The organism is Paraburkholderia xenovorans LB400, assembly GCF_000013645.1.
In the GTDB taxonomy this organism is placed as follows: domain Bacteria; phylum Pseudomonadota; class Gammaproteobacteria; order Burkholderiales; family Burkholderiaceae; genus Paraburkholderia; species Paraburkholderia xenovorans.
Window position 1 is genome coordinate 1,504,406 of the sequence record NC_007952.1, and the last position, 21,614, is coordinate 1,526,019.

Here is a 21,614-nt window from a genome sequence, read left to right on the forward strand (position 1 = left end):
TGCCTCGATTCAAGGTGCGGCGCGCGCGGCGATCAGCTTGCACGCATGCGGCGGCAGTTCCGCGAGCACCGGCATGCCGAGCGCGAGCCCAGGCGTTTCGCGCGGCGTGGTGGCCGCGGTCAGCGTGAAGCCGGCACAGTCGATGGTCGCTTCGAGCGAGGCGCCCACGTCGCGGATGAACGTGACGGTGCCTGCCAGCCGGTTCGGGCCCGCCGCGTCGGACGCGGCTTTCACGCACACGTCTTCCGGGCGGATCAGCAGACGGATGTCGCTGCTGGAGGCCGGCACGCGCGCCGGCTGCGCGACGCTGATACGCCGGCCGCCGGGCAGGCTCACGCCGCCCGCGCCATCGTACGTGACCGGCAGGATATTGCCCAGACCGATGAAGTCGGCGACGAATTCGCTGACCGGATCGCGGTAGATGTCGAGCGGCTTGCCGACCTGGGCGATGCGGCCTTTCTCCATCACGACGATCTCGTCGGCCATCGTCATGGCTTCGCGCTGATCGTGCGTGACCATGATCGTCGTGATGCCCAGACGCTGTTGCAGCAGGCGGATCTCCACCTGCATCGCTTCGCGTAGCTTGGCGTCGAGCGCGGAAAGCGGTTCGTCGAGCAGCAGCAGTTTCGGCTGCGACGCGATCGCGCGCGCAATCGCCACGCGCTGGCGCTGGCCGCCGGAGAGTTGCGTGACCGGGCGGTTGGCCATGTGCGGCAACTGGATCAGTTCCAGCAGTTCGGCTACGCGCCGCGTCTGCTGCTCCTTCGTGGTCTTGCGCAGCTTCAGCGGATAAGCGACGTTTTGCGCGACCGTCATGTGCGGAAACAGCGCGAGAGACTGGAACACCATGCCGAAGTCGCGCTGATTCGCGGGCAACCGCGTGATGTCGCGTCCGGCGAAATGGATGCTGCCCGAGGTCGGCGTTTCGAGGCCGGCGATCATCCGCAGCAGCGTGGTCTTGCCGCAGCCGGACGGGCCGAGAAAGCACACCAGCTTGCCGTCGGGCACGCTCAGATCGACGCTGTCCACGGCATGGGCCGCGCCGAAGCGCCGGGTCACGGCCTGCAACGTTAAATGGGTCATCGGAGGCTCCAGCAAGGGGGCGTCATTCATGAGCGCGCGGGTTCACGCAATACGGTCACAGCGCGACGCCTTCGTCGCCGATCAGCTTTTCGAGCAGCCAGATCAGCGCGAAGTCGATCGCGACGATGAACACGGCGAAACAGAACACGGTCGGATCGAGCGACGACACCGTGCGGCTGTAGAGCCACACCGGCAGCGTCATCGTGTCGATGCCGTAGAGGAAGAACGTCACCGTGAATTCGTTGAAGGAGATGATGAACGCGAACAGCATGCCGGCGAGAATGCCGGGGCGCATCAGCGGCAGGATCACGTCGACGAGCGCGCGGCCGGGACTCGCGCCCATCACGCAGGCGGCCTCTTCGAACTCCGGGCCGATGGCGGCGACCGACGCCGCGCAATTCTTCACGGTAAACGGCAGCGCCAGAATCACGTGCGCGATGATCAGGCGGAACACGCCGAGCTCGATGGGCAGCACGTTGAACACCAGCAGCAGCGACAGGCCGAGCATCACGAGCGGGTAGACGAGCGGCAGCGCGACCAGCTGTTCCACCGCGGGCTTGCCGCGAAAACGGTAGCGGCTCAACGCGTAAGCGGCGGGCACCGAGACGAGCGTGGCGATCACCATCGTCGAGAGCGCGACGATCAGGCTCGTGGTCAACGCGGCGCCCATCGACAACGAGTCGCTCGCGTCCGGCGAGACGAAGCTGTGCCACGCGGCGCGATACCAGTGCAGGCCGTACGCGTGCGGCGGGAATTCGAGGGTGTCGGCCGCGCTGAACGACATGGTGATCATCGTGAGGATCGGCAGCGCGGCGAGAAACAGAACAATCGCCGCGAGCAGGGCGGTGGCCTTGCCGAGCTGGCCGGGCATGGTGGCCGGCAGACGCGGCGCGCGGGGCGGGCGCTGCTGCAAGCGCGCGGCTTGCGCCGTTTGCGCGGTTTGAATCGGCGTGCTCATGTGTGCGGCTCCTCGGCAAGACGTTGCGTGCGGCGCACGAGGCGCTGCGACAGCGCCATCACGGTCAGCGTGGCGACCATCAGCACCACGCCCGAGGCGGAGGCCGCCGGCCAGTTCAGCAGCGGCGCGACCTGATCGTGAACCAGCACGGCGAGCATCGGCACGCGTCGTCCGCCGAGCAGCAGCGGCACGGCGAACGCGCTCGCGTTATACGCGAACACCAGCAGCGCGCCGGACACGAGGCCGGGCATGGCGAGCGGCAGCAGCACGTGGCGCAGCGTTTGCCAGCGCGTCGCGCCGAGCGTGGCGGCGGCTTCTTCGTAAGTGCTCGAGACCGCGCGCATCGCGCTCGAAAGCGGCAGCACGGCGAGCGGAAACGCGGTCTGGATCAGGCCGAGCAGCACGCCGTTTTCGCGGTACAGCCACATCAACGGACGTTGCACGAGGCCGCTGCCGAGCAGCGCGTGATTGAGCAGCCCGGCCGGCCCGAGAATGATCAGCCAGCCATAGCCTTGCAGCAGCAGATTGACGAGCAGCGGCAGCAGCACACCGGCCAGCAGGAGGCGCCGGGCGAGCCGCGACTTCGTGCGCGCCATCGCCAGGGCGACGGGAATCGCCAGCAGCACCGCGCAGATCATGCTTTGAAATGCGAGCTTCAATGTCAGCCACAACGACTTCATGAAGTAGCCGTCGAGCAGGTCCGCGTAGTTTTGCAGCGTGAAGCCGCGCCACTCGTTGCCTTGCGTGCCGAAGCTCATGCGCAGCACGATCAGCGCGGCCGCACCGAGAATGGCGAGAAACAGCAGGATCGGCGCGAGCAGCAGCCACGGGCGCGCTTTTTCCATCGCGGTGGCGGCAGGCGCGTCGGGCACGTGAGGTACGTTGGGGACGTCAGAGGACCCGGCGTCCGGCACTGTGCCGGACGCCGATGAGGCACGCCGCGAAAAGCGCGCGAGCATCGCTGTCATGCCGCGAAGATTTCGGTGTAACGCTTGATCCACGCAGGCTGCACGACGGCGAGCGCCTTGTCGTCATGCAACACGGCTTTCTCGGCGATCTGCCGCGGGCTCGGCACGAACGCGCGGCTCTCGGCGGGAATCACCGCTTTCGAATTGACCGGGCCGTTCAGCACGTCGGCGGCCATGCGGCCTTGCACGCCCGCGTCGAGCGAATGGTTGATGAAGGCGTGGATCAGATCGCTGTCGCCCGGATGCGACTTGGGGATCACCGTGAACATCAGTTGCGTGGCGAAGCCTTCTTTCATGCCGTAGGTCACGCCCATCTTGTACTCGGGCTTGCGGATCTGGTCGGGGAAGAACGCCGGCGAATAGATGCCGCCGATATCGAGCGAGCCGGTGCGGAACAGATCGGCCACCTGGTTCGGGTTCTCGCCGAGCGTCATCACGCGGTCTTTCAGTTGCATCAGCTTCTTGAAGCCCGGCTCGATGTTCTGCTGCGAGCCGCCGTTCATCTTCGCGGCGATGATCGCGAGGTCGACCGCTTCGGCCCATTCGGGCGGCGGCAGGAACAGCCGGCCGGCGTACTTGGGATCCCACAGCGCTTCGTAGGACGCCGGCGCGGTCTTGACCGTCGACGTGTTGTAGATCAGCCCGTCCGACCACAGCAGATAGCCGACGCCGAAGCCGTTCGCGCCCGTGCGGTACTGCGGCGCGACGTCCTTCAGGTTCGGCAGTTTGTCCAGGTCGGGCTTCATCAGCAGGCCGGCGTCGCCGAGACCGGACGCGCCGACGCCGGCTAACGTGATGACGTCGTAGGTGGGGCGGTCGCCCGCGGCCTTCACCTTGGCGACCATGCCGGAGGTGCCGTCGGCGCGGTCGGCGATCACTTTGGCGCCGGTTTTCGCCGTGAACGTGGCGGCGATGTTGCGCAACGCGGCGGCGCCCGTGTCGTCCGACCAGGTCAGCAGACGCAGCGTCTTGCCGCTGAAATTGTGTTCCTGCGCGCGCAGGTTGATGAACGGCATCGGCAAGGTGGATGCCGCGAGTGCAGCGCCGATCGTCTTGATGGCCTGCCTTCTACCCCGTTTGATCTCTTGCATGGCGGTCTCCTGTGTTGAACGCCTGTTGCCTGATGGAATCGTGTGACCGCTGCCGTTGCATCGCGTGATTGCGTTGCCTGCTTGCGCTGCGTGTGGATGCACTCTAGGTTTGTCAAAATCCCTCAACAAACGAAATATGCGCATGGAGCGCATGACGTAAGCTCATGCGTATGCCGTCGCGCGACCGGGATGGCGCACGCCGTTCAGGCGGCGGGAGCGCCGAGGCAGTAGCGCATGCGGGTTAACGTCCATCTTTTACCGAAGCCTCGCAGTCATGCGGAGGTATGAGGAAAGCTCGGTTCTGGTGCGGCTTCGGACATGTTTTGCCCTGTATCGGTGCATAGCGGCTTCGCAGGTTTCGAGTCCCGGCAGCGGCATGAGCCGAATGCATGAGCGCTTAGCCGCTGCCTTGTCGTCAGTCAATTTGTGATCGCGTATCCTGTGGGCTCTGGCGGCATTTCGGCGGTTTACGACCATCCATGCCATCACGTCCACCAATGATTTTTTCTGATCCCGGATAGACCGATGCGACGCCTACCGCCGCTCAATGCGCTGCAGATTTTCGAAACGGTGGCGCGACATCGCAGTTTCACGCGCGCCGCCGACCACTTGTGCCTCACGCAAGGCGCGGTGAGCCGGCAAATCATCGCGCTCGAGGACTACTACAAGTTTCCGCTCTTCAAACGCCATGCGAAAGGCCTGACGCTCACCGCCGAAGGGGAATTGCTGCTGCCGGCCGTGAAGGAGAGCTTCGCGCGCATCGAGGAAATTTCGCTGCGCCTGACACGGCAGCGAACCGATCTCGCGCTGAAAGTGCCGACCTGCGTGATGCGCTGGATGCTGCCCAAGATCATGCGCTTCCAGGCCGAGTATCCCGAGTTGCATGTGCAGATCACGACCACGTGGCAGCACGATGTGGATTTCCAGCTCGAACCGTTCGACGCCGCGATCATCTACGGCTCCTCGCCTGGCGCGGACGTGCAGGCCGTGCCGTTGTTCGAGGAGCGTCTGACGCCCGTGTGCGCGCCCGATCTGCTGAAGGACAAGCCGTTGGCCGAACTGGCCGACCTCGCGCGCCATACGCTGCTGCACCCCACACGCGACCATCGCGACTGGAAAATGTGGCTGGCCAGGGTGACCGAGATGGGCGCCGCGAACGCGCCGGTCATCGACGCCGAACACGGCCCGAGCTTCGACACGCTCGATATGGCGACCAACGCCGCGCTGCAGGGCTTCGGCGTCGCGATCAGCGACCTTGCGTTGATCGACGAGGACGTGGCCGCCAAGCGCCTCGTGCGACCGTTCGATACGGTGCTCAAGACCGGCTGGCGCTATTACTTCGTCTATCCGGACTCGGTCGCGCATCAGCAGAAGCTGAATCTGTTTCGCGACTGGATCGCGGCGCACTGGGAGGAGTAGTCCGCCGACTCAGGGCGCGAACGAGAGAAACAGGTACGCCGCGAACAGCGACAGATGCACGGCGCCTTGCAGAATTGTCGTGCGGCCGCTGCTGAGCGTGAGCGTGCCGACTATCAGCGTGAGAACGAGGAGCACGGTTTCCTTGCCGTCGATCCCGAGCACGAGCGGCTGACCGGTGTACAGAAACACCCCGGCGACCGTCGGAATAGTCAGGCCGATACTGGCAAGCGCCGAGCCGAGCGCGAGATTCAGGCTGTTCTGCAAGCGATCGGCACGCGCCGCGCGCACGGCGGCAAGCCCTTCGGGCAGCAGCACCAGTGCGGCGATCACGATGCCGACCACGGCCGCCGGCGCGCCCGCATTCCGGACCGCGGTTTCGACCACCGGCGAGAGCACCTTGGCGAGCAGCACCACCGCGACGAGGCACACCAGCAGCAAGCCGGCGGCCGCCAGCGCCTCGCCGGCGGTCGGCGGTGCGGCGTGGACGCTTTCATCCGGCGTGGCGGCGAGGAAGTAATCGCGATGGCGCACGGTCTGCACGAACACGAATACGCCATACAGCACCAGCGACGACATCCCGGCGAACGCCAACTGCGAAGACGACAGGACCGGACCCACACTGGTCGTCGTGTAGTTCGGCATGACGAGCGTCAGGATGGACAGGGAGGCGAGCACAGCCAGCGCCGCCGAAGCGCCACGGCTCTGAAAATCCTGCTCGCGATGCCGGATGCCGCCCACCAGCAGGCAAAGGCCCACAATCCCGTTGCAGACGATCATTACCGCGGCGAACACCGTGTCGCGCGCCAGACCGGCTTTCTCCGGGCCGGACGTGAGCATGACCGAGACGATCAGCGCCACCTCGATCACGGTGACCGCCACCGCCAGCACCAGCGTGCCGAACGGCTCGCCGACGCGATGCGCGACCACCTCCGCGTGGTGCACCGCCGTGAAGACGGCGGCGCACAGCGCCACGCCGACCAGCGCGAGCAGCAGGCCGTGGCCCGGCATGGCATACGCGATGCCGAGCACGATCCACGCGACGAACGGCACGGCAATGGTCCAGCGGGGCAGAACGGTCGCGGGCGTGGTCATTCGGGCTTCCTTCTGATGCTTGTGCTTGTATTGGATGGTACGGCAGGCCCGGACGACATCCGTTCCGGTCTGATGCACGGCTGAATGTTCAGGTAACTTATAAGGAATGCGCTTTAACGCATTAAATTATAAGGGTAATTGACGGATGGTATGTTGTCGATTCTGGAAGCTTGATGAAGATAAGCCGGAGCGTCCGGCATCCTGTAACGCAAATGGCGACAGCTTGTGCGATGGATCGGATCACGCAGAATTGCGGTGGCTGGCAAGCGACTCGCGCGTCGCTAATGTACGGCGATTGAGGTGTGTGGGAATTCTTTGGCCCGACGTGGGACTGGCTGGGCACATCACCTTGATGTGGCGGGCTACCTGCGGTGCGCGCCGACCGGTGAACGCCGGGAGCGGACGAAGGCGCCAGCGTCCCCTGACGGGACCACTGGCGCCCGGTTATGTCGTTACACCCGGTTCACCCGCTTACTGGCCGACCGGACGAATGGTCAGGGCGTTCTTGACCGAGGTCACGCCGGCCACGCCTTGCGCCGCCTGGGTGGCCAGATCGACCTGCCCCTGTTCGGGCACGGTGCCGGCCAGCGTCACTGCGCCGCCACGCGCACGCACGGTGATGTTCGACACGCTCAGACCCTTGGTCTTCGACAGTGCGCTGCGGACTTTGCGTCCCAGCGCGCGGTTGGCCGCCTTGGTCTGTTTGGCCGACGGCGTAGCCGATGCGGCGGCCGGGGCCGCGGCGTCGCTGCTTTGTGCATAAGCATTGAGGGACGCGAGAACGATCAGCGCGCCGCCGATCATCTTGATTGCCGGAAATGCTTTCATTCAACTCTCTCCTATTGTCATGGGTACACACCCCCGGAATGGGGCGTTGCGCTACACCAGCAGGTACATCGGGATCAAATCTGAATGGAACGGTGCTGCGGATCGTGCGAATGCTTTCAATCCATACGCTGATTCGGGCGGGCCGAAACACACGCGAGCCGGCAAAGGCTGTGCTGCAGGCCGGAAACACACGATACTCCAATTAGTGCCATGGTGATGGCAGTACGGCGCAAGTGAGGTTTTGGTACAACGAATGGGCCGATGAAAACAGGCTGATGGCGTCGTATCGCTTGATATCAGGCGCGCATTGCTTTATTCGCGGGTAAGACGGTTCTACCGGAGGGCCGGACGTATTGCATCCCGCTTACCGGCTTTTCAATTCCTGCTCCATATGCTTTAAAGATAAGGCCTGCCGCATGCGGAATCAGCAACTCCCTATCGTGCCATTGCTTCGTGACGAATTACCGCTCGATACCGTCGAACTCGCGCGTTTCATGATCGGCAAATACCTCGTCCGCGATTTACCGGAAGGGCGCATGAGCGGGCGGATCGTGGAAACCGAGGCGTATCCCGTCGGCGATTCGACGAGCCATGCATTTATCGGCCGGCGTCCGTATAACGGTTCATTGTTTCTTGCTCGCGGTCATGCGTATGTGCGGCTGACTTACGGGCTCTCGTACATGCTCAACATGTCGGCCGAGGCGGAGGATGTCGGCGCCGGCATCCTGTTTCGCGCGATCGAGCCGCTCGAAGGCTTGCCGCTGATGGAAGCGCGGCGGCCCGGCGTGCCGCTGCGAGACCTCGCTCGAGGACCCGGCCGGCTCACCACGGCGCTCGGCATCGGCCAGGCGTTCGACGGCCTCGACCTGTGCGCGGGGCGCGATTTGTGGATCGGCGTTCTGGAGCGGGGCGAAACGCTGGTGGGCGTCACGACACGCATTGGTCTGTCGCGCGAGATGCACCGGCCGCTGCGGTTTTTCGAGCCCGGCAGCGCGTTTGTCAGCGGGCCGAGAAAGCTTCTGCTGACGCCCCAACCGGGTGCGCGAACGCGGGCGTAAATTTGACCCGCGGCGGGGCGCGCCGCGGCAAAAAGGACCCCACCCGGACGAGTTTTTGAAACGTTAGACACAAAGCGTTACGATCCCGACAATTATTACGCCAACAATGCTACTTGAATAAGTTCCTGAGGTAATTTACGGACCATTCTTGCGATTACGACAATTATCTATCTCGAAATCAAGGGTTTTCCCTTGGCGATCTGGTGACTAGACTGAAATCACTCGCTTCTCACACGGTGTGATAAGCGAAGCAAATAAAACCATTATGGAGGTAAGTCATCATGAAATCGCTCATTAAAGCAGTTGCTATTGCAGCCGTTCTCGCCGCTCCTATCGCTTCTTTTGCTCAGTCGAGCCAACAACCCGTTACCCGCGCGGAAGTTCGCCAGGATCTGATCCAGTTGGAACATGCCGGCTATAACCCGGCGACCTCCAACGACCCGACGTATCCGGCCGATATTCAGGCCGCTGAAAGTCGCGTGCAGGCGCAGAACCCGGCCGTCGCGCAAACCCAGGAACCGGTTGCCGACACCAGCGGTTACGGTGGCGCGAGGAGCGGTTCGTCGCAAGCCGGTGGCGTGGTTCAGCCGATGTCGGGCCCGCGCTCGGTGTATTTCGGTAACTAAGCCAGTAAGCCAAGCCGGGTTTTCAAGGCCGGCTCGTTCAGGCACCTCGCGGGCCCGAGCGGGGTGCTTGCTTGACAGGCCCGCTGATCGCGGCGAGGCGCACGGGCACGGATTGATAGAAGCGCGCCTCGCAGCCGCTCGGAGTCAGAGCCTTAAGTCGTGTGAAGTGAAGCAGTAAGTTGCGTGCGCGCCGAACGGCGCGGCACGCCCGGATTCAGACAGCAGGTCCAAGGTGAGCGCGACGTGTCCCGGCAGCGCCGCGCGCGTCCCAGTGCCGCTGCGCCGCGTAAATCGCGTGGCCCACAATTCAAGAAACCTCCGCTGCCGCAAGGTAGCTTCGCCCAACCGTTTCACGGATTGGGCTTTTTTCGCGCACCCCGTGCCACGGCATGCGTCGAGGTCAGGGCCGCTCGCCGTGAATGTAGAACTCGAGCTGCTGAATGGTGAACTGCTGTTCGGCAATGATGTTCTTCACCAGATCGCCGATCGATACCATGCCGACCAGCCGGTCATTCTCGATCACCGGCAAGTGGCGCATGCGCCGCTCGGTCATGAGGGCCATACAGTCGTCGGTGGTCTGGTCGGGGCGTACGAAGCGCACGGCCTTGCTCATGATGTCGCGCACCGGCGTGGCCTTCGACGAACGGTCCAGCAATACGACCTTGCGCGCATAATCGCGCTCCGTGACGATTCCCGCGATGCTGTCGCCGTCCGTGACGACCAGCGCGCCGATGCCTTTTTCGGCCATCAGCTTGATCGCGTCGTAGACGGAATCGTCGGCCCCGACGGTGAAAACCGTGGTGTTGTTCGGTTTCGTTTTAAGAAGCTGTGCAACGCTTGTCATGGAGCGGCTCCGTTTCGCAGTGCAGCACGCCGGCGCGGCGCGCTGTCGTGAGGGACAGGCCATTCCAGTATAGGCGCGACGCGCCGCTGCAGTACCCAGGGAATAACTGTGGCGCGCGCAACGTTCAACTCGGGTAGCGCTGCGCGGCGGCGACGGTTTTGTGCCGCGCGCAAGGGCATACGGGTGCGGGACGCCGATTAGCGGTAAACTCCCCAGTCCGTACCTTATCCCCGGTTTGATCGGGTTCATGTCAGCACCACTGTCTAACGCCATGCTCACGTCTCACGATCCGTCGCCCGCAGCAGACGGCGCACTCAACGGCGAATGCGTCGTTCTCGACGCCACCGCCACGCTTCCCACGCGTTACGGCACATTCACTTCCTACGTGTTTCGCGTGTGCGAGAGCGGCGCCGAACATCTCGCGCTCGTGATGGGCGACGTCGCCAACAAATCGTCCGTGTTGACGCGCCTGCATTCGGAGTGCCTCACCGGCGACGTGCTCGGCTCGTACCGCTGCGACTGCGGCGAGCAGCTCGACCTCGCGCTGCGCTACATCGCGGCGGAAGGCTGCGGCGTGCTGCTGTATCTGCGCGGCCACGAAGGGCGCGGCATCGGCCTGTCGAACAAGATCCGCGCGTATGCGCTGCAGGAGCAGGGGCGCGACACCGTCGAGGCGAATCTCGACCTCGGCTTGCCGGACGACTCGCGCGAATATGATTCGGCCGCGGGCATTCTGCGCACGCTGAAGGTCACGTCGGTGCGGCTCATGAGCAACAATCCGGAGAAGTTCGACACGCTGTCCAAGCACGGCATTCCGGTGTGCGAGCGGGTCGCGCTGGCGATCCCGATGCGCGAGGAAAACGAGCGGTATATCCGCACGAAGCAGGTCAAATTCGGGCATTACTTCGACGAAAACGAATGAGCGATGCGCAAGCACCGGCTGCCGCCGTTCGTGAACAGTGAACGTGAACAGTGAACGGCGGCCGGCGCTGTAGCAGTGGGTTCGTCAATATCATGCGGCCGGATTCCCGGCCGCTTTGCTTTGCGTTTCCACTTTGCTGTGGGTCTTCGTTGCGTCGAAGCGCCGCGGATCAGAACATGCCGAAGTCGTCGTTGCTGTCGGGAATCGCGTTGAGCAGGTCCCGCAGCGCGCGCCAGCCGAACCAGCCAGCAAGCGTTGCTGCAATCGCCGGCCGGCGGTGCGTGTCGGCGCTGGTGTCCGCGTTCGTGCCCATGCACGTCGCGGGCGTTCGACGACAGGGCGTCGTGACCTTCCGCGCTTCCATAGAGGCGGATAACCACGGGCAGGTGCGCATGTTCTCTCTCCTGATCCGGGCGCCGTTCAACGAACGGTCGCCGCGGCCACACCCGGCACAATCGCCGCCAACACTTCCGCGAGCGTCGTCGCGCCGAAGCGCCGCTCGCTGATATCCGCTTCGACATCGATACGACCGGCGTTGTGCGCGTCGTAGAGATCGGTAATCAGACGCGCGTGGCGTTCACCGAGTCCCGCGCCCTGGAGCATTGCGTCCCATTCGCCGCGCGGCACTTCGCGCGCCGCCACCGCGCGGCCCGCCAGTTCGCCGATCGTGCGCGCCACGTCCAACGCGCTGACACGCTCATGGCTTTCTATGCTCACGATCCGCGGCGAGACCGGCTGCGCGCGATCGTCGAGCAGCAGTTCAGCGGCCAGTGTGCCCACGTCCTGTGCGGCGACGCTCGGAAAACGCTTGCTCAGCGGATGATGCAGACTCGGCAGCACACCTCTCGCGAGGGCGACCGGCAGTACGCGAGCCCAGTTGTGCATGTGTTCGGCGGCGCGCAGAAACGTCAATTGCGAATCGACGGTTCGCAGTTGCGTTTCAAGCTCGTGAAACAGCGTGGTGATGCCCGTGCCGGCCGGATGTTGCGCGCCATAGTCGGAAAGCGCGAGAAGACGTGGCGGCGGATCGGCACGCAATGCCGCGACGCTCGCGTCGATCATGCGCCGCATCGCCCGCGCGGGATCGGTGTGTGCATGCGGCACCGGACACAGCAGTTGCACGGCGTGCGCGCCTTTAATCGCGCGGGCCACGGTCGCGGTGTCCAGCAGATCGGCGAGCACGATCTCGCAACCGATCTTCGCGAGCAATTCGCCCTGCGCTTCGTCGCGAATCACCGCACGCACATTGCGGCCCGCACGGCGCAATGCCGCCGCGCTCACTGTGCCGACATTGCCGGCGGCTCCAAAAATCACGAACACGTTGCGCTCCCTGTTGACCCGGTGTTGGCTTCATCTTAGGAGCGCGGCGCTCGGGAAACGCGCGGGCGAGGATGGCTTTGCGCAGATTCGGATGACGGTTTTATCCACGGCGCGGCAGCAGGAACGTTGAATCACGTAGAGTCGAGCGAAGCCGCAAAAAACGCCGCACAATGCAGACACATGAGCCGTCATTCACGAGGGAAGCGATGAATGCAGTGACAGCGACACCGATAACGCAACCGCAACCGCACAGCGGTTCCCGCGTCGTGCTGCGCTCGAGCAGGCTGCTCGGCTGGCAGGACTTCGGCGCGGAGCTGGTCAACGTCTCGGCCGGCCTGCACCGCATGCCCGCGTTCAGATATCACCGGGTGGGCGTGCATGTCGGCGCGCCGGTCAGGGCGCGCTGCATGTGCAACGAGCGCCGCCACTCGCGAATCCAGGCGCATGGCGACGCCGACGTGATTCCCGCGGGACTCGAAGGGCAATGGAGCGACGAAGCCGCCTGCACGATTTTCAGCGTGTGGATCGGCGAAGCGTTCGCGCGGCGCACCGTCGAGCAACTATCGTTGAAATCGGCCGACGCGCAACTGCGCCCGCAATTCCAGCTGCGCGATCCGCGCTTCCAGTATCTCGCCTGGGCCTTACGCGCCGAACTGGAAGCCGACGAGGCATCCGATCCGCTGTACGCCGAAAGCCTGTGCACGGCAATGGTGGTGCGACTGATCGGCGCCGCGCCGGCGCCCGGAGGAAACAGGCAGCGGCGCACGCTCGCGCCGAGAACGGCCGCACGCGTGATCGAATTTATCGAAGCGCATCTGGACCAGCGTCTCACGCTGAGCGAACTGGCCGCGCTCGCCGGCTTGAGCGTGCCGCATTTCAAGGTGCTGTTTCGCGAGACGCTCGGCATGCCGGTGCATCGGTACGTGGTGCAGCGGCGCGTGGAGCGCGCGCGAACGCTGCTGCTGCAAGGCAAACTCAACGCGAGTCAGATCGCGCTCGATACCGGCTTCGCGCATCAGAGCCATATGGCGCACTGGATGGGCCGGCTGCTGGGCGTAACGCCGCGCGAGCTGCTCAGGTCAGTCGCGAATGCGGGCAGCCTGATTGCGTTCGATCCGCAAGAGGGCCGCCGCATTGCAACGCCGCGATAAAAACGCGGCAGCGCCGCGTTCAGCCCGGCGCCGCGCCCGTCAACTGCGCATAGACGTCATGCGACAGTTGCAGCAACTGCTTGCGGTCGATTCCGCCTGACACCGCATAGCCGAAGTCGCCGTCGATCCAGTAGAACACGTTCACCGGGCCGTCCTGATACAGCTTGAACGCGGTCGTGTTCGAATTCTGCTGGCGGCGCGAAATGCACAGCGTGACGCGCTCGCCGTTCGGCCCGCGATACATGAACTGCGCGGTCGGTCCATCGGCGCCGGGCAACAGGCGCCCACCCGAAAGATTGAAGCCGCTCTTCGAGAGAATCGGCGGATGCACGTTGGTGCCGAGCCGGTTGGCGAGCCACTGCACGAAATCCTGTTCGTGAGCGTCGGTGCTCATCTCGGTCGGCCGGTCGACGGCGGGCATGTAGACCACGTGCGCCACCGCCGCTTGCCGCGCGAACATTTCCGAGCTGTCCGCGCTGACAGGGCGCGTGTCGGCGTGACCGCCGGCCACTGGCGCGATGACGTCCTGCCCCATATGCGTGCCCACGCCGATGCCCACGCCCAACACCAGCGCCGCCGCCATGCCGGCGAATTGCGGCCAGTTGGCGGCGATCCTCCAGCGGCGCGGCGCGGGCGCCTGCAGGCGCTTCGGCACCGGCTCGTTCAGCACGCGGTCATAGCGCTCGTGGAACATGCTGTTCAGGGAGAAATAATCGCTGACACGCGCGGCCAGCTCGGGGTTCTGTTCGAGCGCGCGCTCCACGTCGGCACGGCGTTCGTCGGACAGCGTGCCGTCCACGTACGCGTGCAGGTCTTCTTCGCCGATCGGCATAGTCTGGTCGCTCATCGCACCACCTGTAATTTCGCCCCGGGCTGCGCGCCCGCCATCAATGCCCGTAACCGTTCGCGTCCGCGCGAGAGCCGCGACATCACCGTGCCGATCGGAATGTTCAACGCGAGCGCGACGTCGGCATAGCTCATTTCTTCGAGGCCCACTAGCAGCACGACTTCGCGCTGCTCCATCGGCAGGCGCTGCAACGCGTAGTCGAGGTCGCGCATTTCCAGCGAGCGGGTCTGCTCGGAGGGCACGGCGAATTCGCTTTCCGACACGCTTTCGTCGTCCACCGCCACGTGGACGGCGCGCGCCGAAGCCTTGCGTGCCTGGTTGGCGAACACGTTGTGCATGATCGTAAACAGCCACGCGCGCAGGTCGGTGCCCGGCTGGAACATGCCGGTGCGGCCGAGCGCGCGCTCCAGCGTGTCCTGCACCAGATCGTCGGCGAGGTCGCGGTTGTTGATCAGCGCTCGTGCATAGCGCCGCAAACGCGGCACATGCTCCATCAGCTCGTCACGGACATCCATTTTCTATCCCAATCGTGGGTTTTTTCGCGGGCCGGGAGGCATCCTGCAGTCGCGCGAAAAGACGCATTCGAGGTGCGAACACACGTGCGTGCACTTTATTCCCCTGTTTTCCATGAGATCGCGGATTGCGGCCGGCGGTTATCGCATGGTTATCGCATGGTTATCGCATGGTCATCGCGTCGGCGGCGCGCATCAGGCCGTGGGTGCGCGCATTGCCGGCGACCACGAAACGCTGCCGCTGAGCGGTCCAGAGCAACAGCCGGATATCGCCGATACGCCGCGCGGACCATTGTGGCTGCGCCGGCGCGAGCAGCGCCAATGCCGAGAGCAGCACCACCGGCTGATTGTCGCCGTTCAGATAGATGAATTCGCTGACCCGCTGAAGCGGGCCCAGCGCGATCACCCTTTGGTCCACGAGCCGCAAACCGATCGCCGAGAGGTTCGGCGCGGACGGATCGGCGCGAGTCGGCGACGCGGCGGAAAACTGCCCGGCGGCGCTTTCGGCCAGCGCCATGACCGCGGCATTGTTCAGCGCCTGAGCGGACACCTGGGTGGCGGCGAGCCAGCCGCTCGCCACCGCCAGCGTCAGCGCGAGCGCCGCCAGCGTGTTGACTATCCTGCGCGCGCGTTTTGACGCATTGATGCGCCTGAATGCACGGCGCCATCCTGTTGCGCGGCCCGCCACGGGTTCGTCGGTTGTTTGAAAGGCCTGCTGGATCTGCGTGTTCAGCCTGCCGTAAAACGCCACCCGGCGCGCCTCCGCTGGATCCTTGCCCAGATAGTCCCGCAGAAACGCGGCGCGCTCGGGCGTCAGCGTGCCGTCGGCGTAGGCCTGAATGTCCGCTTCGGAAAGCGGCGAACCGGAAGGGGCGTCAGTGGTCATGGTGTCGGCGTGCGTTGGAGTTCAGCTATAGAGGGCGAACACCCACACCGCCAAGTTTATTCCATATGTCCGCACGCCAGTTTCGACGCCGCGGGGCGGCCGCGACCGCGTTCGCCGGCGACGTTCGGCGCGCCGCCGCGTGACGTGCTAACCCGATCGCGCGCCGCTTTATTCCCGCTTCAGGATATGTTTTTGCCGAGGCTTCGATGCAGGAATAAAAGCCGCGAACCCGTGGTTCTCCCTGATGCGAACCCGCACAAAACTCATTGGAGTCCATCATGAAGAAGCTCGCTTTTGCCGCCTTGTCCGTTGCCGTTCTCGCCGCTTCGTCGAGCGCTTTTGCGCAAGGCAAGACACGTGCTGAGGTGTACCAGGAATTGATCGAAGCACAGCAGAACGGCCTGAATTACGTCACCGATACATCGTATCCCGACGTTAGCCCCGTGTTCGCGCAGCAGGTCGCACAACACAAGGAAGCGCTCGCCGCGCAAGCGGCGGCCGCCACCCATGCCGCGAGTCAAAGCGCGCAGACGGGCAGCGTGAATTGAAGCTGTCGATACCCGGCGCGCGAATGGAACGGACGCGCCGGATATCGATTGGCATCGACTGGAATAGATCGCGGTATCGCGTGTTAGCCCGGTAAGCGCATCTATCCAAAAGGAGTGTCTGTGGCAAAACCATCCGTTCCCAACTCCGGGCCTGTCTGCGTGCCTTGCAGACTGGCCGTGATCGGCGCGGCCGTGCTGGCTCTCGCCGGCGGCTTTGCCTACACGGCGGGCTGGCTGACGCCTTCGCGTCTCACCGCGCCGCGTCTCATCAACACCTTCGAAACGGTGGCCGGCCAGCCGCATCCCGGCTACCGGCGCAATCATGCGAAAGGTCTGTGCATAGAGGGTTATTTCGATAGCAACGGCGACGGCGCGGTGCTGTCCCGCGCCGCCGTATTCGCGCCCGGCCGCACGCCGGTGACGGGCCGCTTCGCGGTGCCCGGCGGCAACCCGTCCGCGCCCGACACCAGTTCGCCCGTGCGCAGCCTCGCGTTGCAGTTCCTGTTGCAGAACGGCGAGCAGTGGCGCACGGGAATGAATTCGACGCCGGTTTTCGCCGTGCACACGCCGGAGCAGTTCTATCAGCAACTGGTCGCCGCGAAACCCGATCCGGCGACCGGCAAACCGGACCCCGCAAGACTGAAGGCGTTTTACGCCGCCAATCCCGAGACGCAGCCGTTTCAGGCGTGGGTGAAGGCGCATCCGCCTTCGTCGAGCCTGGCGAATGCCGCGTACTACAGCATCAACGCATTCCGTTTCACCGACAGCGCCGGCAATACGCGCGCCGTGCGCTGGGCGATGGTGCCCGAAACGCCGTATGCGCCGATCACCGACGCGGAAAAAGCCGAAAAGAATTTTCTCGAAGCCGACCTCGATCAGCGCCTGGAAAACGGCCCCTTGCGCTGGCATCTGATCCTGACCGTCGCCAAACCCGGCGACCCCACCGACGACGCCACGTTGCAATGGCCCGACGATCGTCAGCACATCGACGCGGGCACGCTGGTGGTCGATCACACGACATCGCAGGAAAACGGCGCATGCCGCGACGTCAACTTCGATCCGACGATCCTGCCGGCCGGCATCGAGCCGTCGGACGACCCCTTGCTTGCCGCGCGCTCGGCCGCGTATGCGCTGTCGTTCAAGCGCCGCACTCGCGAGGAAGCGCTGCATCCGGCGGTTCATCAAGCCCAGACAAACGGAGAGCACTCATGAGGCCGACGCGCACCCATTTCAGCCCGCTCGCGCGGCTATTGCACTGGACGATGGCGCCGTTGATCATCGCGATGCTGTTCATCGGCGTGGGCATGGTCGCCACCGTCTCGCGCGCGCACGACACGCTGATTGCAATCCACAAGCCGCTCGGCATTGCGTTGCTGCTGCTGGTGGTGCTGCGCGTGGGCGTGCGCCTCACGCGCGGCAGCCCGCCATTGCCCGACGCTATGCCTGCGCTGCAGCGCTTCGCGGCGAAGGCCTCGCACCTCGTGCTGTATGTGCTGATGGCGGCCATGCCGTTGATTGGCTGGGCGATGCTGTCGGCGGCGGGCTATCCGGTCACGCTATATGGTCCGCTGCATCTGCCGCCGATCGCGCCGCATAACGTCGAGCTGTTCGCGTTGCTGCGCGCGTTACACACGTGGCTCGCATTTGCGTTGTTCGCCACGGTGCTGCTGCATCTCGCGGCGGCGTTGCTGCATGGGCTGATCCGCCACGACGGTGTGTTTTCGAGTATGGCGCGCGGCGAGCGTTAGTGCGTTGTTGATGCGTTGTTGATGCGTTGCTGATGCGTTGTCAATGCGCTGTTAATGCTTCAGTTCTTCACGCGTTCTGAACGCGGATCGTAAGGCGCTTTCAGATGCACGGTGGCCGGCAGTAGTTCGCCGGCGACGTCGATTGCATAGCGGCCGCTGTTCAGATACGCGGCATCCGCTGCGCCGTCGGGGTTGTTCACATAGCCCATCGCGACCGGACAGCCGAGCGTGTGCCCGAATGCCGCCGAACTGACGAAGCCGACCGGCTTGCCGTCGCGCAGGATCGCTTCGCCGCCCCATAGCATGCGTTGCGCGGCGCCGTCGGCGGTCAACACGACCATGCGGCGGCGCAGCGGCTGGGCGCGCAGTTTCAGCAGCGCGTCGCGGCCGCGAAACGCAATGTCTTTGTCGAGCTTGCACGCGAACGAGAGACCCGCTTCGAACGGATTGGTGTCCGGCGTGAGTTCACGGCCCCACGCGCGATAGCCTTTCTCGATGCGCAACGAGTCGATCGCGTAGTAACCCGCGTTGACGAGACCGAACGCTTTGCCCGCCGCGTGCAACGTTTCGTACACGCCCACGGCGAATTCGACCGGCACATACAGCTCCCAGCCGAGTTCGCCGACATAGGTGAGGCGCGTGGCGCGCACCGTCGCGTAGCCGAGGTCCACCTCGCGGCTTTGGCCGAAGGCGAATGCTTCATTGCTCCAGTCAGCTTTGGACACGCTTTGCAGCAACTCGCGCGAGCGCGGACCCATCACGGCGAGCACCGCGTACTGTCCGGTGACGTCGACGAGTGTGCAGTGTTTATCGTGCGGAATCGCCCGCTCGATGGCGTCGAAGTCGCGCGTGGTTTGCGCGCTGCCGGTGACGAGCAGGTATTGGTCGTCGGTGAGGCGCGTGAGCGTGAAGTCCGATTCGTAGCCGCCGCGCTCGTTGAGCATGCCGGTGTAGACCGTGGTGCCGGCCGGCACGTCCACGTCGTTGGCGACGATGCCTTGCAGCACGCTTTGCGCGTCGCGGCCCTTGACCAGAAATTTGGAGAACGACGTCATGTCGAACAGCGCGACGCCTTCGCGGCACGCGCGGTGTTCGGCGCCGCTCCAGGGCAGCCAGTTCTGCTGGCCGAACGCGTAGTCGATTTTCGCTTCAGCGGGTGAGGGCGCGAAAAAGTTGGCCCGTTCCCAGCCCATCTTGCTGCCGAAACACGCGCCCTCGTCACGCAGCAGCGAATACAGCGGCGAGCGGCGAAACGGCCGCGCGCTGTCGAGTTCGCGATTCGGCCACGGCATCGCGTAGTGCAGGCCGAGCGTTTCCTTCACGCGATCGTGAAGCCACGTGTCGTTGCCGTTGAAGCGCGCGAAGCGGCGAATATCCACGGGCCACAAATCCATGGTCGGTTCGCCCGCCACGATCCATTCCGCGAGCGCCATGCCCGCGCCGCCCGCCGAGGCGATTCCCATCGAATTGAAACCCGCGCCGACGAAAAAGCGCCGCAGTTCCGGCGCTTCACCCAGCATGAAGTTGTTGTCCGGCGTGAACGATTCGGGGCCGTTATAGAACTGCCGCACCTGGGCCGTTTCGAGGGCGGGCACGCGCTGCAGCGCGTTTTTCATCAGGATTTCGAACTGATCCCAATCGTCCGGCAGCAGCTGGAATTCGAAATTCTCGGGAATGCCGTTCATGCCCCACGGTTTCGCGTCCGGCTCGAAGCCGCCCATCACGAGGCCGCCCACTTCCTCCTTGAAGTAGATGAAGCCGTCCGGATCGCGCATGACCGGCAAGTCCGGATGCACGCCGGCAATGCGCTCCGTGACGATGTAGTAGTGCTCGGCCGAATGCAGCGGCACGGTCACGCCGCACAGCCGGCCGACCGCCTTGGCCCATTGCCCCGCGCAATTCACGACGATGTCCGCGCCGATCGTGCCGGTTTCGCCGTCCTTGTTGCGCCACGCGAGGCCGCTGACTTCGCGTGCGCCGCTTGCCTTGCCGTCTTGCGCGGTGCGCGTGTGAACCGCCGTGACGCGGGTGTTTTCGACGATGCGCGCGCCGCGCATCCGGGCGCCGCGGGCCAAGGCCTGGGTCAGGTCGGACGGATTCGCCTTGCCGTCGCCGGGCAGCCAGACGGCGCCGAGCAGGTCGTCGGTGCGCATGACCGGCCACAGGTCGCCGGCTTCCTGCGGGCCGATCACCTCGCAGGCCACGCCATAGGCGCGCGCGACGGCCGCGGTACGTTTGAGTTGCGTCATCCGCTCGGCCGTGCGAGCCACCGAGAGCGAGCCGCATTGCTTCCAGCCGGTGGCGAGGCCGGTGTCGGCTTCGAGTTCGGCGTAGAGCGCGGTCGAGTAGCGGATCAGCCGGGTCATGCTCTCCTGCGCGCGCAACTGGCCGACGAGTCCGGCTGCATGCCACGTCGTGCCGCACGACAGCTGGCCCTGTTCGAGCAATACCACATCGGTCCAGCCCAACCGGGTCAGGTGGTAGGCGACCGAACAGCCGATGATCCCGCCGCCGATGATGACGACGCGAGCGTGGGCAGGAATGGATGTGGACATGTGTGGGAGTATGCTGAGGAAGTGCGCATAGATTGCCGCAAAATGACACGAAATGCAACGAACATTCGGCGCCGGCTGGAAACCTGCCGTCTCGTACGCCGGTCGTGCTATCGAGTCGCCATCGGCAACGCGAGGCGAGGTTGGCGCACGGCCACCGCAACTCGCACCAAGCGCGCGGCCAGCCGTCGCTGGAGTGTGGTTTTGTTTGGAGATGCGTGGCCATCAATCCCGCCAAAGCGTGACTTTTGCTAGACTCCAGCAGACACCCACCGCCCAATACCCATGTTCTCCAACCAGCGCCAAGCCGAAATCCTCCGACTCGTCCGCGAGCAGCGCACCTGCACGATCACCGATCTTGCCGGCCGTTTCGACGTGTCCGACGAAACCATCCGCCGCAATATCAAGCCATTGATCGCCGACGGCCTGCTGATCAAGGTCCACGGCGGCATCATGCTGCCCGAGCGTCTGGACGAACCGCCGTTCCAGCGGCGCATGGCGGTGAGCGCCGAGGGCAAGCGGGCGATCGGCGCGCGCATCGGCGAACTGGTGCGGGACGGCGATTCGCTGATTCTCGAGGGCGGCACCACCTGCCTGCACATTGCGCAGGCGCTTGCGGCCCGCTCGCGGCTCACGGTCGTGACCAATTCCATCGAAGTCGCCCGCGTGCTCGCGCCGCGCAACGGCAACCGCGTGTTCATCGCGGGCGGCGAGTTGCGCCCCGACGACTGCGCCGCGGTGGGAGACAGCGCGCAGGCTTTCCTGCGCCAGTTCCACGTGCGCTACGCGATCGTCTCGGTCACCGCGATCGATATGCAGGGGCGTTTCATGGACGCGCTGCCCGCCGACGTGGCGTTTTCGCTGGCCGCCTTCGCTCAGGCCGAGCGACGGGTGGTGGCGGCGGATCACGCGAAATTCGGCCATAGCGCGCTGGTGCACGCTTTCGGCGCTCACGCCGTCAATCTGCTGGTGACGGACGAAGCGCCCGCGCCCGCACTGGCTCAGGTGTTCGCGGCGGCCGGGCTGGACGTGGAGGTCGCCACACAGCAAGGTTCGTCCAACGCGTAAAATGGCCGGTTACCACAGGCAATCGATGCCGCGCGCAAGCTCGCCGGCCGGCGCCACCCGCGCGCCGCTGGGCTGATTCTGTCCGCGCGCGCC

The 21,614-nt window shown here is 64.8% G+C and carries 22 protein-coding genes; 9 read left to right on the plus strand and 13 right to left on the minus strand.

Annotated elements, in window-relative coordinates:
• Positions 1-9 precede the first annotated feature (9 nt).
• The 4 genes from BXE_RS28655 to BXE_RS28670 are packed head-to-tail and all read right to left on the minus strand — an operon-like array spanning position 10 to position 4,100.
• On the minus strand, positions 10-1,083 hold the full coding sequence (locus BXE_RS28655; protein WP_011491620.1) for an ABC transporter ATP-binding protein: 1,074 nt from the start codon (positions 1,081-1,083) through the stop codon (positions 10-12).
• 55 nt (positions 1,084-1,138) lie between these two features.
• Complete coding sequence (locus tag BXE_RS28660) at positions 1,139-2,041, minus strand: ABC transporter permease (RefSeq protein ID WP_011491621.1); 903 nt, start codon at positions 2,039-2,041, stop codon at positions 1,139-1,141.
• Complete coding sequence (locus BXE_RS28665; RefSeq protein WP_011491622.1) at positions 2,038-3,009, minus strand: ABC transporter permease; 972 nt, start codon at positions 3,007-3,009, stop codon at positions 2,038-2,040. Before BXE_RS28665 ends, BXE_RS28660 begins: the two co-directional genes overlap by 4 nt.
• The gene (locus BXE_RS28670) at positions 3,006-4,100 is read right to left on the minus strand and encodes an ABC transporter substrate-binding protein (protein WP_011491623.1); all 1,095 of its coding nucleotides are present in this window, start codon (positions 4,098-4,100) and stop codon (positions 3,006-3,008) included. The genes BXE_RS28665 and BXE_RS28670 overlap by 4 nt, the downstream gene beginning before the upstream one ends.
• A 525-nt stretch (positions 4,101-4,625) precedes the next feature.
• Between BXE_RS28670 and BXE_RS28675 the strand changes: the two genes are divergently transcribed.
• Positions 4,626-5,519 carry a LysR substrate-binding domain-containing protein gene (locus BXE_RS28675; protein WP_011491624.1) on the plus strand — a complete coding sequence of 298 codons (894 nt, stop codon included), beginning with the start codon at positions 4,626-4,628 and terminating at the stop codon, positions 5,517-5,519.
• 9 nt (positions 5,520-5,528) lie between these two features.
• Here BXE_RS28675 and BXE_RS28680 read toward each other — a convergent pair whose 3' ends face one another.
• Positions 5,529-6,611 carry a calcium:proton antiporter gene (locus BXE_RS28680; protein ID WP_011491625.1) on the minus strand — a complete coding sequence of 361 codons (1,083 nt, stop codon included), beginning with the start codon at positions 6,609-6,611 and terminating at the stop codon, positions 5,529-5,531.
• A gap of 471 nt (positions 6,612-7,082) precedes the next feature.
• Positions 7,083-7,439, minus strand: a complete 357-nt coding sequence (locus tag BXE_RS28685; protein WP_011491626.1) for a BON domain-containing protein — start codon at positions 7,437-7,439, stop codon at positions 7,083-7,085.
• 416 nt (positions 7,440-7,855) lie between these two features.
• On the opposite strand from BXE_RS28685, the gene BXE_RS28690 reads away from it, so the two are divergent.
• Entirely contained in the window at positions 7,856-8,497 is a 642-nt protein-coding gene (locus BXE_RS28690) for a DNA-3-methyladenine glycosylase (RefSeq protein WP_011491627.1), read from the plus strand.
• Positions 8,498-8,778: 281 nt separating this feature from the next.
• Complete coding sequence (locus tag BXE_RS28695) at positions 8,779-9,123, plus strand: DUF4148 domain-containing protein (protein ID WP_011491628.1); 345 nt, start codon at positions 8,779-8,781, stop codon at positions 9,121-9,123.
• A gap of 400 nt (positions 9,124-9,523) precedes the next feature.
• Here the strand turns inward: BXE_RS28695 and BXE_RS28700 are convergent, their stop codons facing one another.
• Positions 9,524-9,967: a CBS domain-containing protein gene (locus BXE_RS28700; protein WP_007177032.1), complete on the minus strand. Its 444-nt coding sequence runs from the start codon at positions 9,965-9,967 to the stop codon at positions 9,524-9,526.
• A gap of 271 nt (positions 9,968-10,238) precedes the next feature.
• On the opposite strand from BXE_RS28700, the gene ribA reads away from it, so the two are divergent.
• Positions 10,239-10,889, plus strand: a complete 651-nt coding sequence (gene ribA / locus BXE_RS28705; protein ID WP_035516591.1) for a GTP cyclohydrolase II — start codon at positions 10,239-10,241, stop codon at positions 10,887-10,889.
• Positions 10,890-11,058: 169 nt separating this feature from the next.
• On the opposite strand, the gene BXE_RS47365 is transcribed toward ribA, so the two are convergent.
• Complete coding sequence (locus BXE_RS47365) at positions 11,059-11,202, minus strand: hypothetical protein (protein WP_233518964.1); 144 nt, start codon at positions 11,200-11,202, stop codon at positions 11,059-11,061.
• A gap of 107 nt (positions 11,203-11,309) precedes the next feature.
• Complete coding sequence (locus tag BXE_RS28715; RefSeq protein ID WP_011491630.1) at positions 11,310-12,209, minus strand: NAD(P)H-binding protein; 900 nt, start codon at positions 12,207-12,209, stop codon at positions 11,310-11,312.
• Positions 12,210-12,415: 206 nt separating this feature from the next.
• On the opposite strand from BXE_RS28715, the gene BXE_RS28720 reads away from it, so the two are divergent.
• Positions 12,416-13,360, plus strand: a complete 945-nt coding sequence (locus tag BXE_RS28720; RefSeq protein ID WP_011491631.1) for a helix-turn-helix domain-containing protein — start codon at positions 12,416-12,418, stop codon at positions 13,358-13,360.
• Positions 13,361-13,379: 19 nt separating this feature from the next.
• Here the strand turns inward: BXE_RS28720 and BXE_RS28725 are convergent, their stop codons facing one another.
• From BXE_RS28725 to BXE_RS28735, 3 genes are all read right to left on the minus strand, one after another.
• Positions 13,380-14,207, minus strand: coding sequence for an anti-sigma factor family protein (locus BXE_RS28725; RefSeq protein WP_011491632.1), 828 nt, complete (start codon positions 14,205-14,207; stop codon positions 13,380-13,382).
• The gene (locus BXE_RS28730; RefSeq protein ID WP_007177038.1) at positions 14,204-14,722 is read right to left on the minus strand and encodes a sigma-70 family RNA polymerase sigma factor; all 519 of its coding nucleotides are present in this window, start codon (positions 14,720-14,722) and stop codon (positions 14,204-14,206) included. Before BXE_RS28730 ends, BXE_RS28725 begins: the two co-directional genes overlap by 4 nt.
• A gap of 160 nt (positions 14,723-14,882) precedes the next feature.
• Entirely contained in the window at positions 14,883-15,605 is a 723-nt protein-coding gene (locus BXE_RS28735) for an anti-sigma factor family protein (protein WP_011491633.1), read from the minus strand.
• Between the two features lie 278 nt (positions 15,606-15,883).
• On the opposite strand from BXE_RS28735, the gene BXE_RS28740 reads away from it, so the two are divergent.
• From BXE_RS28740 to BXE_RS28750, 3 genes are all read left to right on the plus strand, one after another.
• The gene (locus tag BXE_RS28740; protein WP_011491634.1) at positions 15,884-16,153 is read left to right on the plus strand and encodes a DUF4148 domain-containing protein; all 270 of its coding nucleotides are present in this window, start codon (positions 15,884-15,886) and stop codon (positions 16,151-16,153) included.
• Between the two features lie 120 nt (positions 16,154-16,273).
• Positions 16,274-17,365, plus strand: coding sequence for a catalase family peroxidase (locus tag BXE_RS28745; protein ID WP_011491635.1), 1,092 nt, complete (start codon positions 16,274-16,276; stop codon positions 17,363-17,365).
• The gene (locus BXE_RS28750) at positions 17,362-17,901 is read left to right on the plus strand and encodes a cytochrome b (RefSeq protein WP_011491636.1); all 540 of its coding nucleotides are present in this window, start codon (positions 17,362-17,364) and stop codon (positions 17,899-17,901) included. The genes BXE_RS28745 and BXE_RS28750 overlap by 4 nt, the downstream gene beginning before the upstream one ends.
• A gap of 59 nt (positions 17,902-17,960) precedes the next feature.
• Here BXE_RS28750 and BXE_RS28755 read toward each other — a convergent pair whose 3' ends face one another.
• Positions 17,961-20,456 carry a GcvT family protein gene (locus tag BXE_RS28755; RefSeq protein WP_011491637.1) on the minus strand — a complete coding sequence of 832 codons (2,496 nt, stop codon included), beginning with the start codon at positions 20,454-20,456 and terminating at the stop codon, positions 17,961-17,963.
• 282 nt (positions 20,457-20,738) lie between these two features.
• Here BXE_RS28755 and BXE_RS28760 point away from each other — a divergent pair, with 282 nt between their 5' ends.
• Entirely contained in the window at positions 20,739-21,521 is a 783-nt protein-coding gene (locus BXE_RS28760) for a DeoR/GlpR family DNA-binding transcription regulator (protein WP_011491638.1), read from the plus strand.
• Positions 21,522-21,614: the final 93 nt, after the last annotated feature.

Bases quoted from the DNA above. Each gene is read 5' to 3' on its own strand.
- BXE_RS28655 (WP_011491620.1), bottom strand. From the start codon at position 1,083: ATGACCCATTTAACGTTGCAGGCCGTGACCCGGCGCTTCGGCGCGGCC.
- BXE_RS28660 (WP_011491621.1), bottom strand. From the start codon at position 2,041: ATGAGCACGCCGATTCAAACCGCGCAAACGGCGCAAGCCGCGCGCTTG.
- BXE_RS28665 (WP_011491622.1), bottom strand. From the start codon at position 3,009: ATGACAGCGATGCTCGCGCGCTTTTCGCGGCGTGCCTCATCGGCGTCC.
- BXE_RS28670 (WP_011491623.1), bottom strand. From the start codon at position 4,100: ATGCAAGAGATCAAACGGGGTAGAAGGCAGGCCATCAAGACGATCGGC.
- BXE_RS28675 (WP_011491624.1), top strand. From the start codon at position 4,626: ATGCGACGCCTACCGCCGCTCAATGCGCTGCAGATTTTCGAAACGGTG.
- BXE_RS28680 (WP_011491625.1), bottom strand. From the start codon at position 6,611: ATGACCACGCCCGCGACCGTTCTGCCCCGCTGGACCATTGCCGTGCCG.
- BXE_RS28685 (WP_011491626.1), bottom strand. From the start codon at position 7,439: ATGAAAGCATTTCCGGCAATCAAGATGATCGGCGGCGCGCTGATCGTT.
- BXE_RS28690 (WP_011491627.1), top strand. From the start codon at position 7,856: ATGCGGAATCAGCAACTCCCTATCGTGCCATTGCTTCGTGACGAATTA.
- BXE_RS28695 (WP_011491628.1), top strand. From the start codon at position 8,779: ATGAAATCGCTCATTAAAGCAGTTGCTATTGCAGCCGTTCTCGCCGCT.
- BXE_RS28700 (WP_007177032.1), bottom strand. From the start codon at position 9,967: ATGACAAGCGTTGCACAGCTTCTTAAAACGAAACCGAACAACACCACG.
- ribA (WP_035516591.1), top strand. From the start codon at position 10,239: ATGCTCACGTCTCACGATCCGTCGCCCGCAGCAGACGGCGCACTCAAC.
- BXE_RS47365 (WP_233518964.1), bottom strand. From the start codon at position 11,202: ATGGGCACGAACGCGGACACCAGCGCCGACACGCACCGCCGGCCGGCG.
- BXE_RS28720 (WP_011491631.1), top strand. From the start codon at position 12,416: ATGAATGCAGTGACAGCGACACCGATAACGCAACCGCAACCGCACAGC.
- BXE_RS28725 (WP_011491632.1), bottom strand. From the start codon at position 14,207: ATGAGCGACCAGACTATGCCGATCGGCGAAGAAGACCTGCACGCGTAC.
- BXE_RS28730 (WP_007177038.1), bottom strand. From the start codon at position 14,722: ATGGATGTCCGTGACGAGCTGATGGAGCATGTGCCGCGTTTGCGGCGC.
- BXE_RS28735 (WP_011491633.1), bottom strand. From the start codon at position 15,605: ATGACCACTGACGCCCCTTCCGGTTCGCCGCTTTCCGAAGCGGACATT.
- BXE_RS28740 (WP_011491634.1), top strand. From the start codon at position 15,884: ATGAAGAAGCTCGCTTTTGCCGCCTTGTCCGTTGCCGTTCTCGCCGCT.
- BXE_RS28750 (WP_011491636.1), top strand. From the start codon at position 17,362: ATGAGGCCGACGCGCACCCATTTCAGCCCGCTCGCGCGGCTATTGCAC.
- BXE_RS28755 (WP_011491637.1), bottom strand. From the start codon at position 20,456: ATGTCCACATCCATTCCTGCCCACGCTCGCGTCGTCATCATCGGCGGC.
- BXE_RS28760 (WP_011491638.1), top strand. From the start codon at position 20,739: ATGTTCTCCAACCAGCGCCAAGCCGAAATCCTCCGACTCGTCCGCGAG.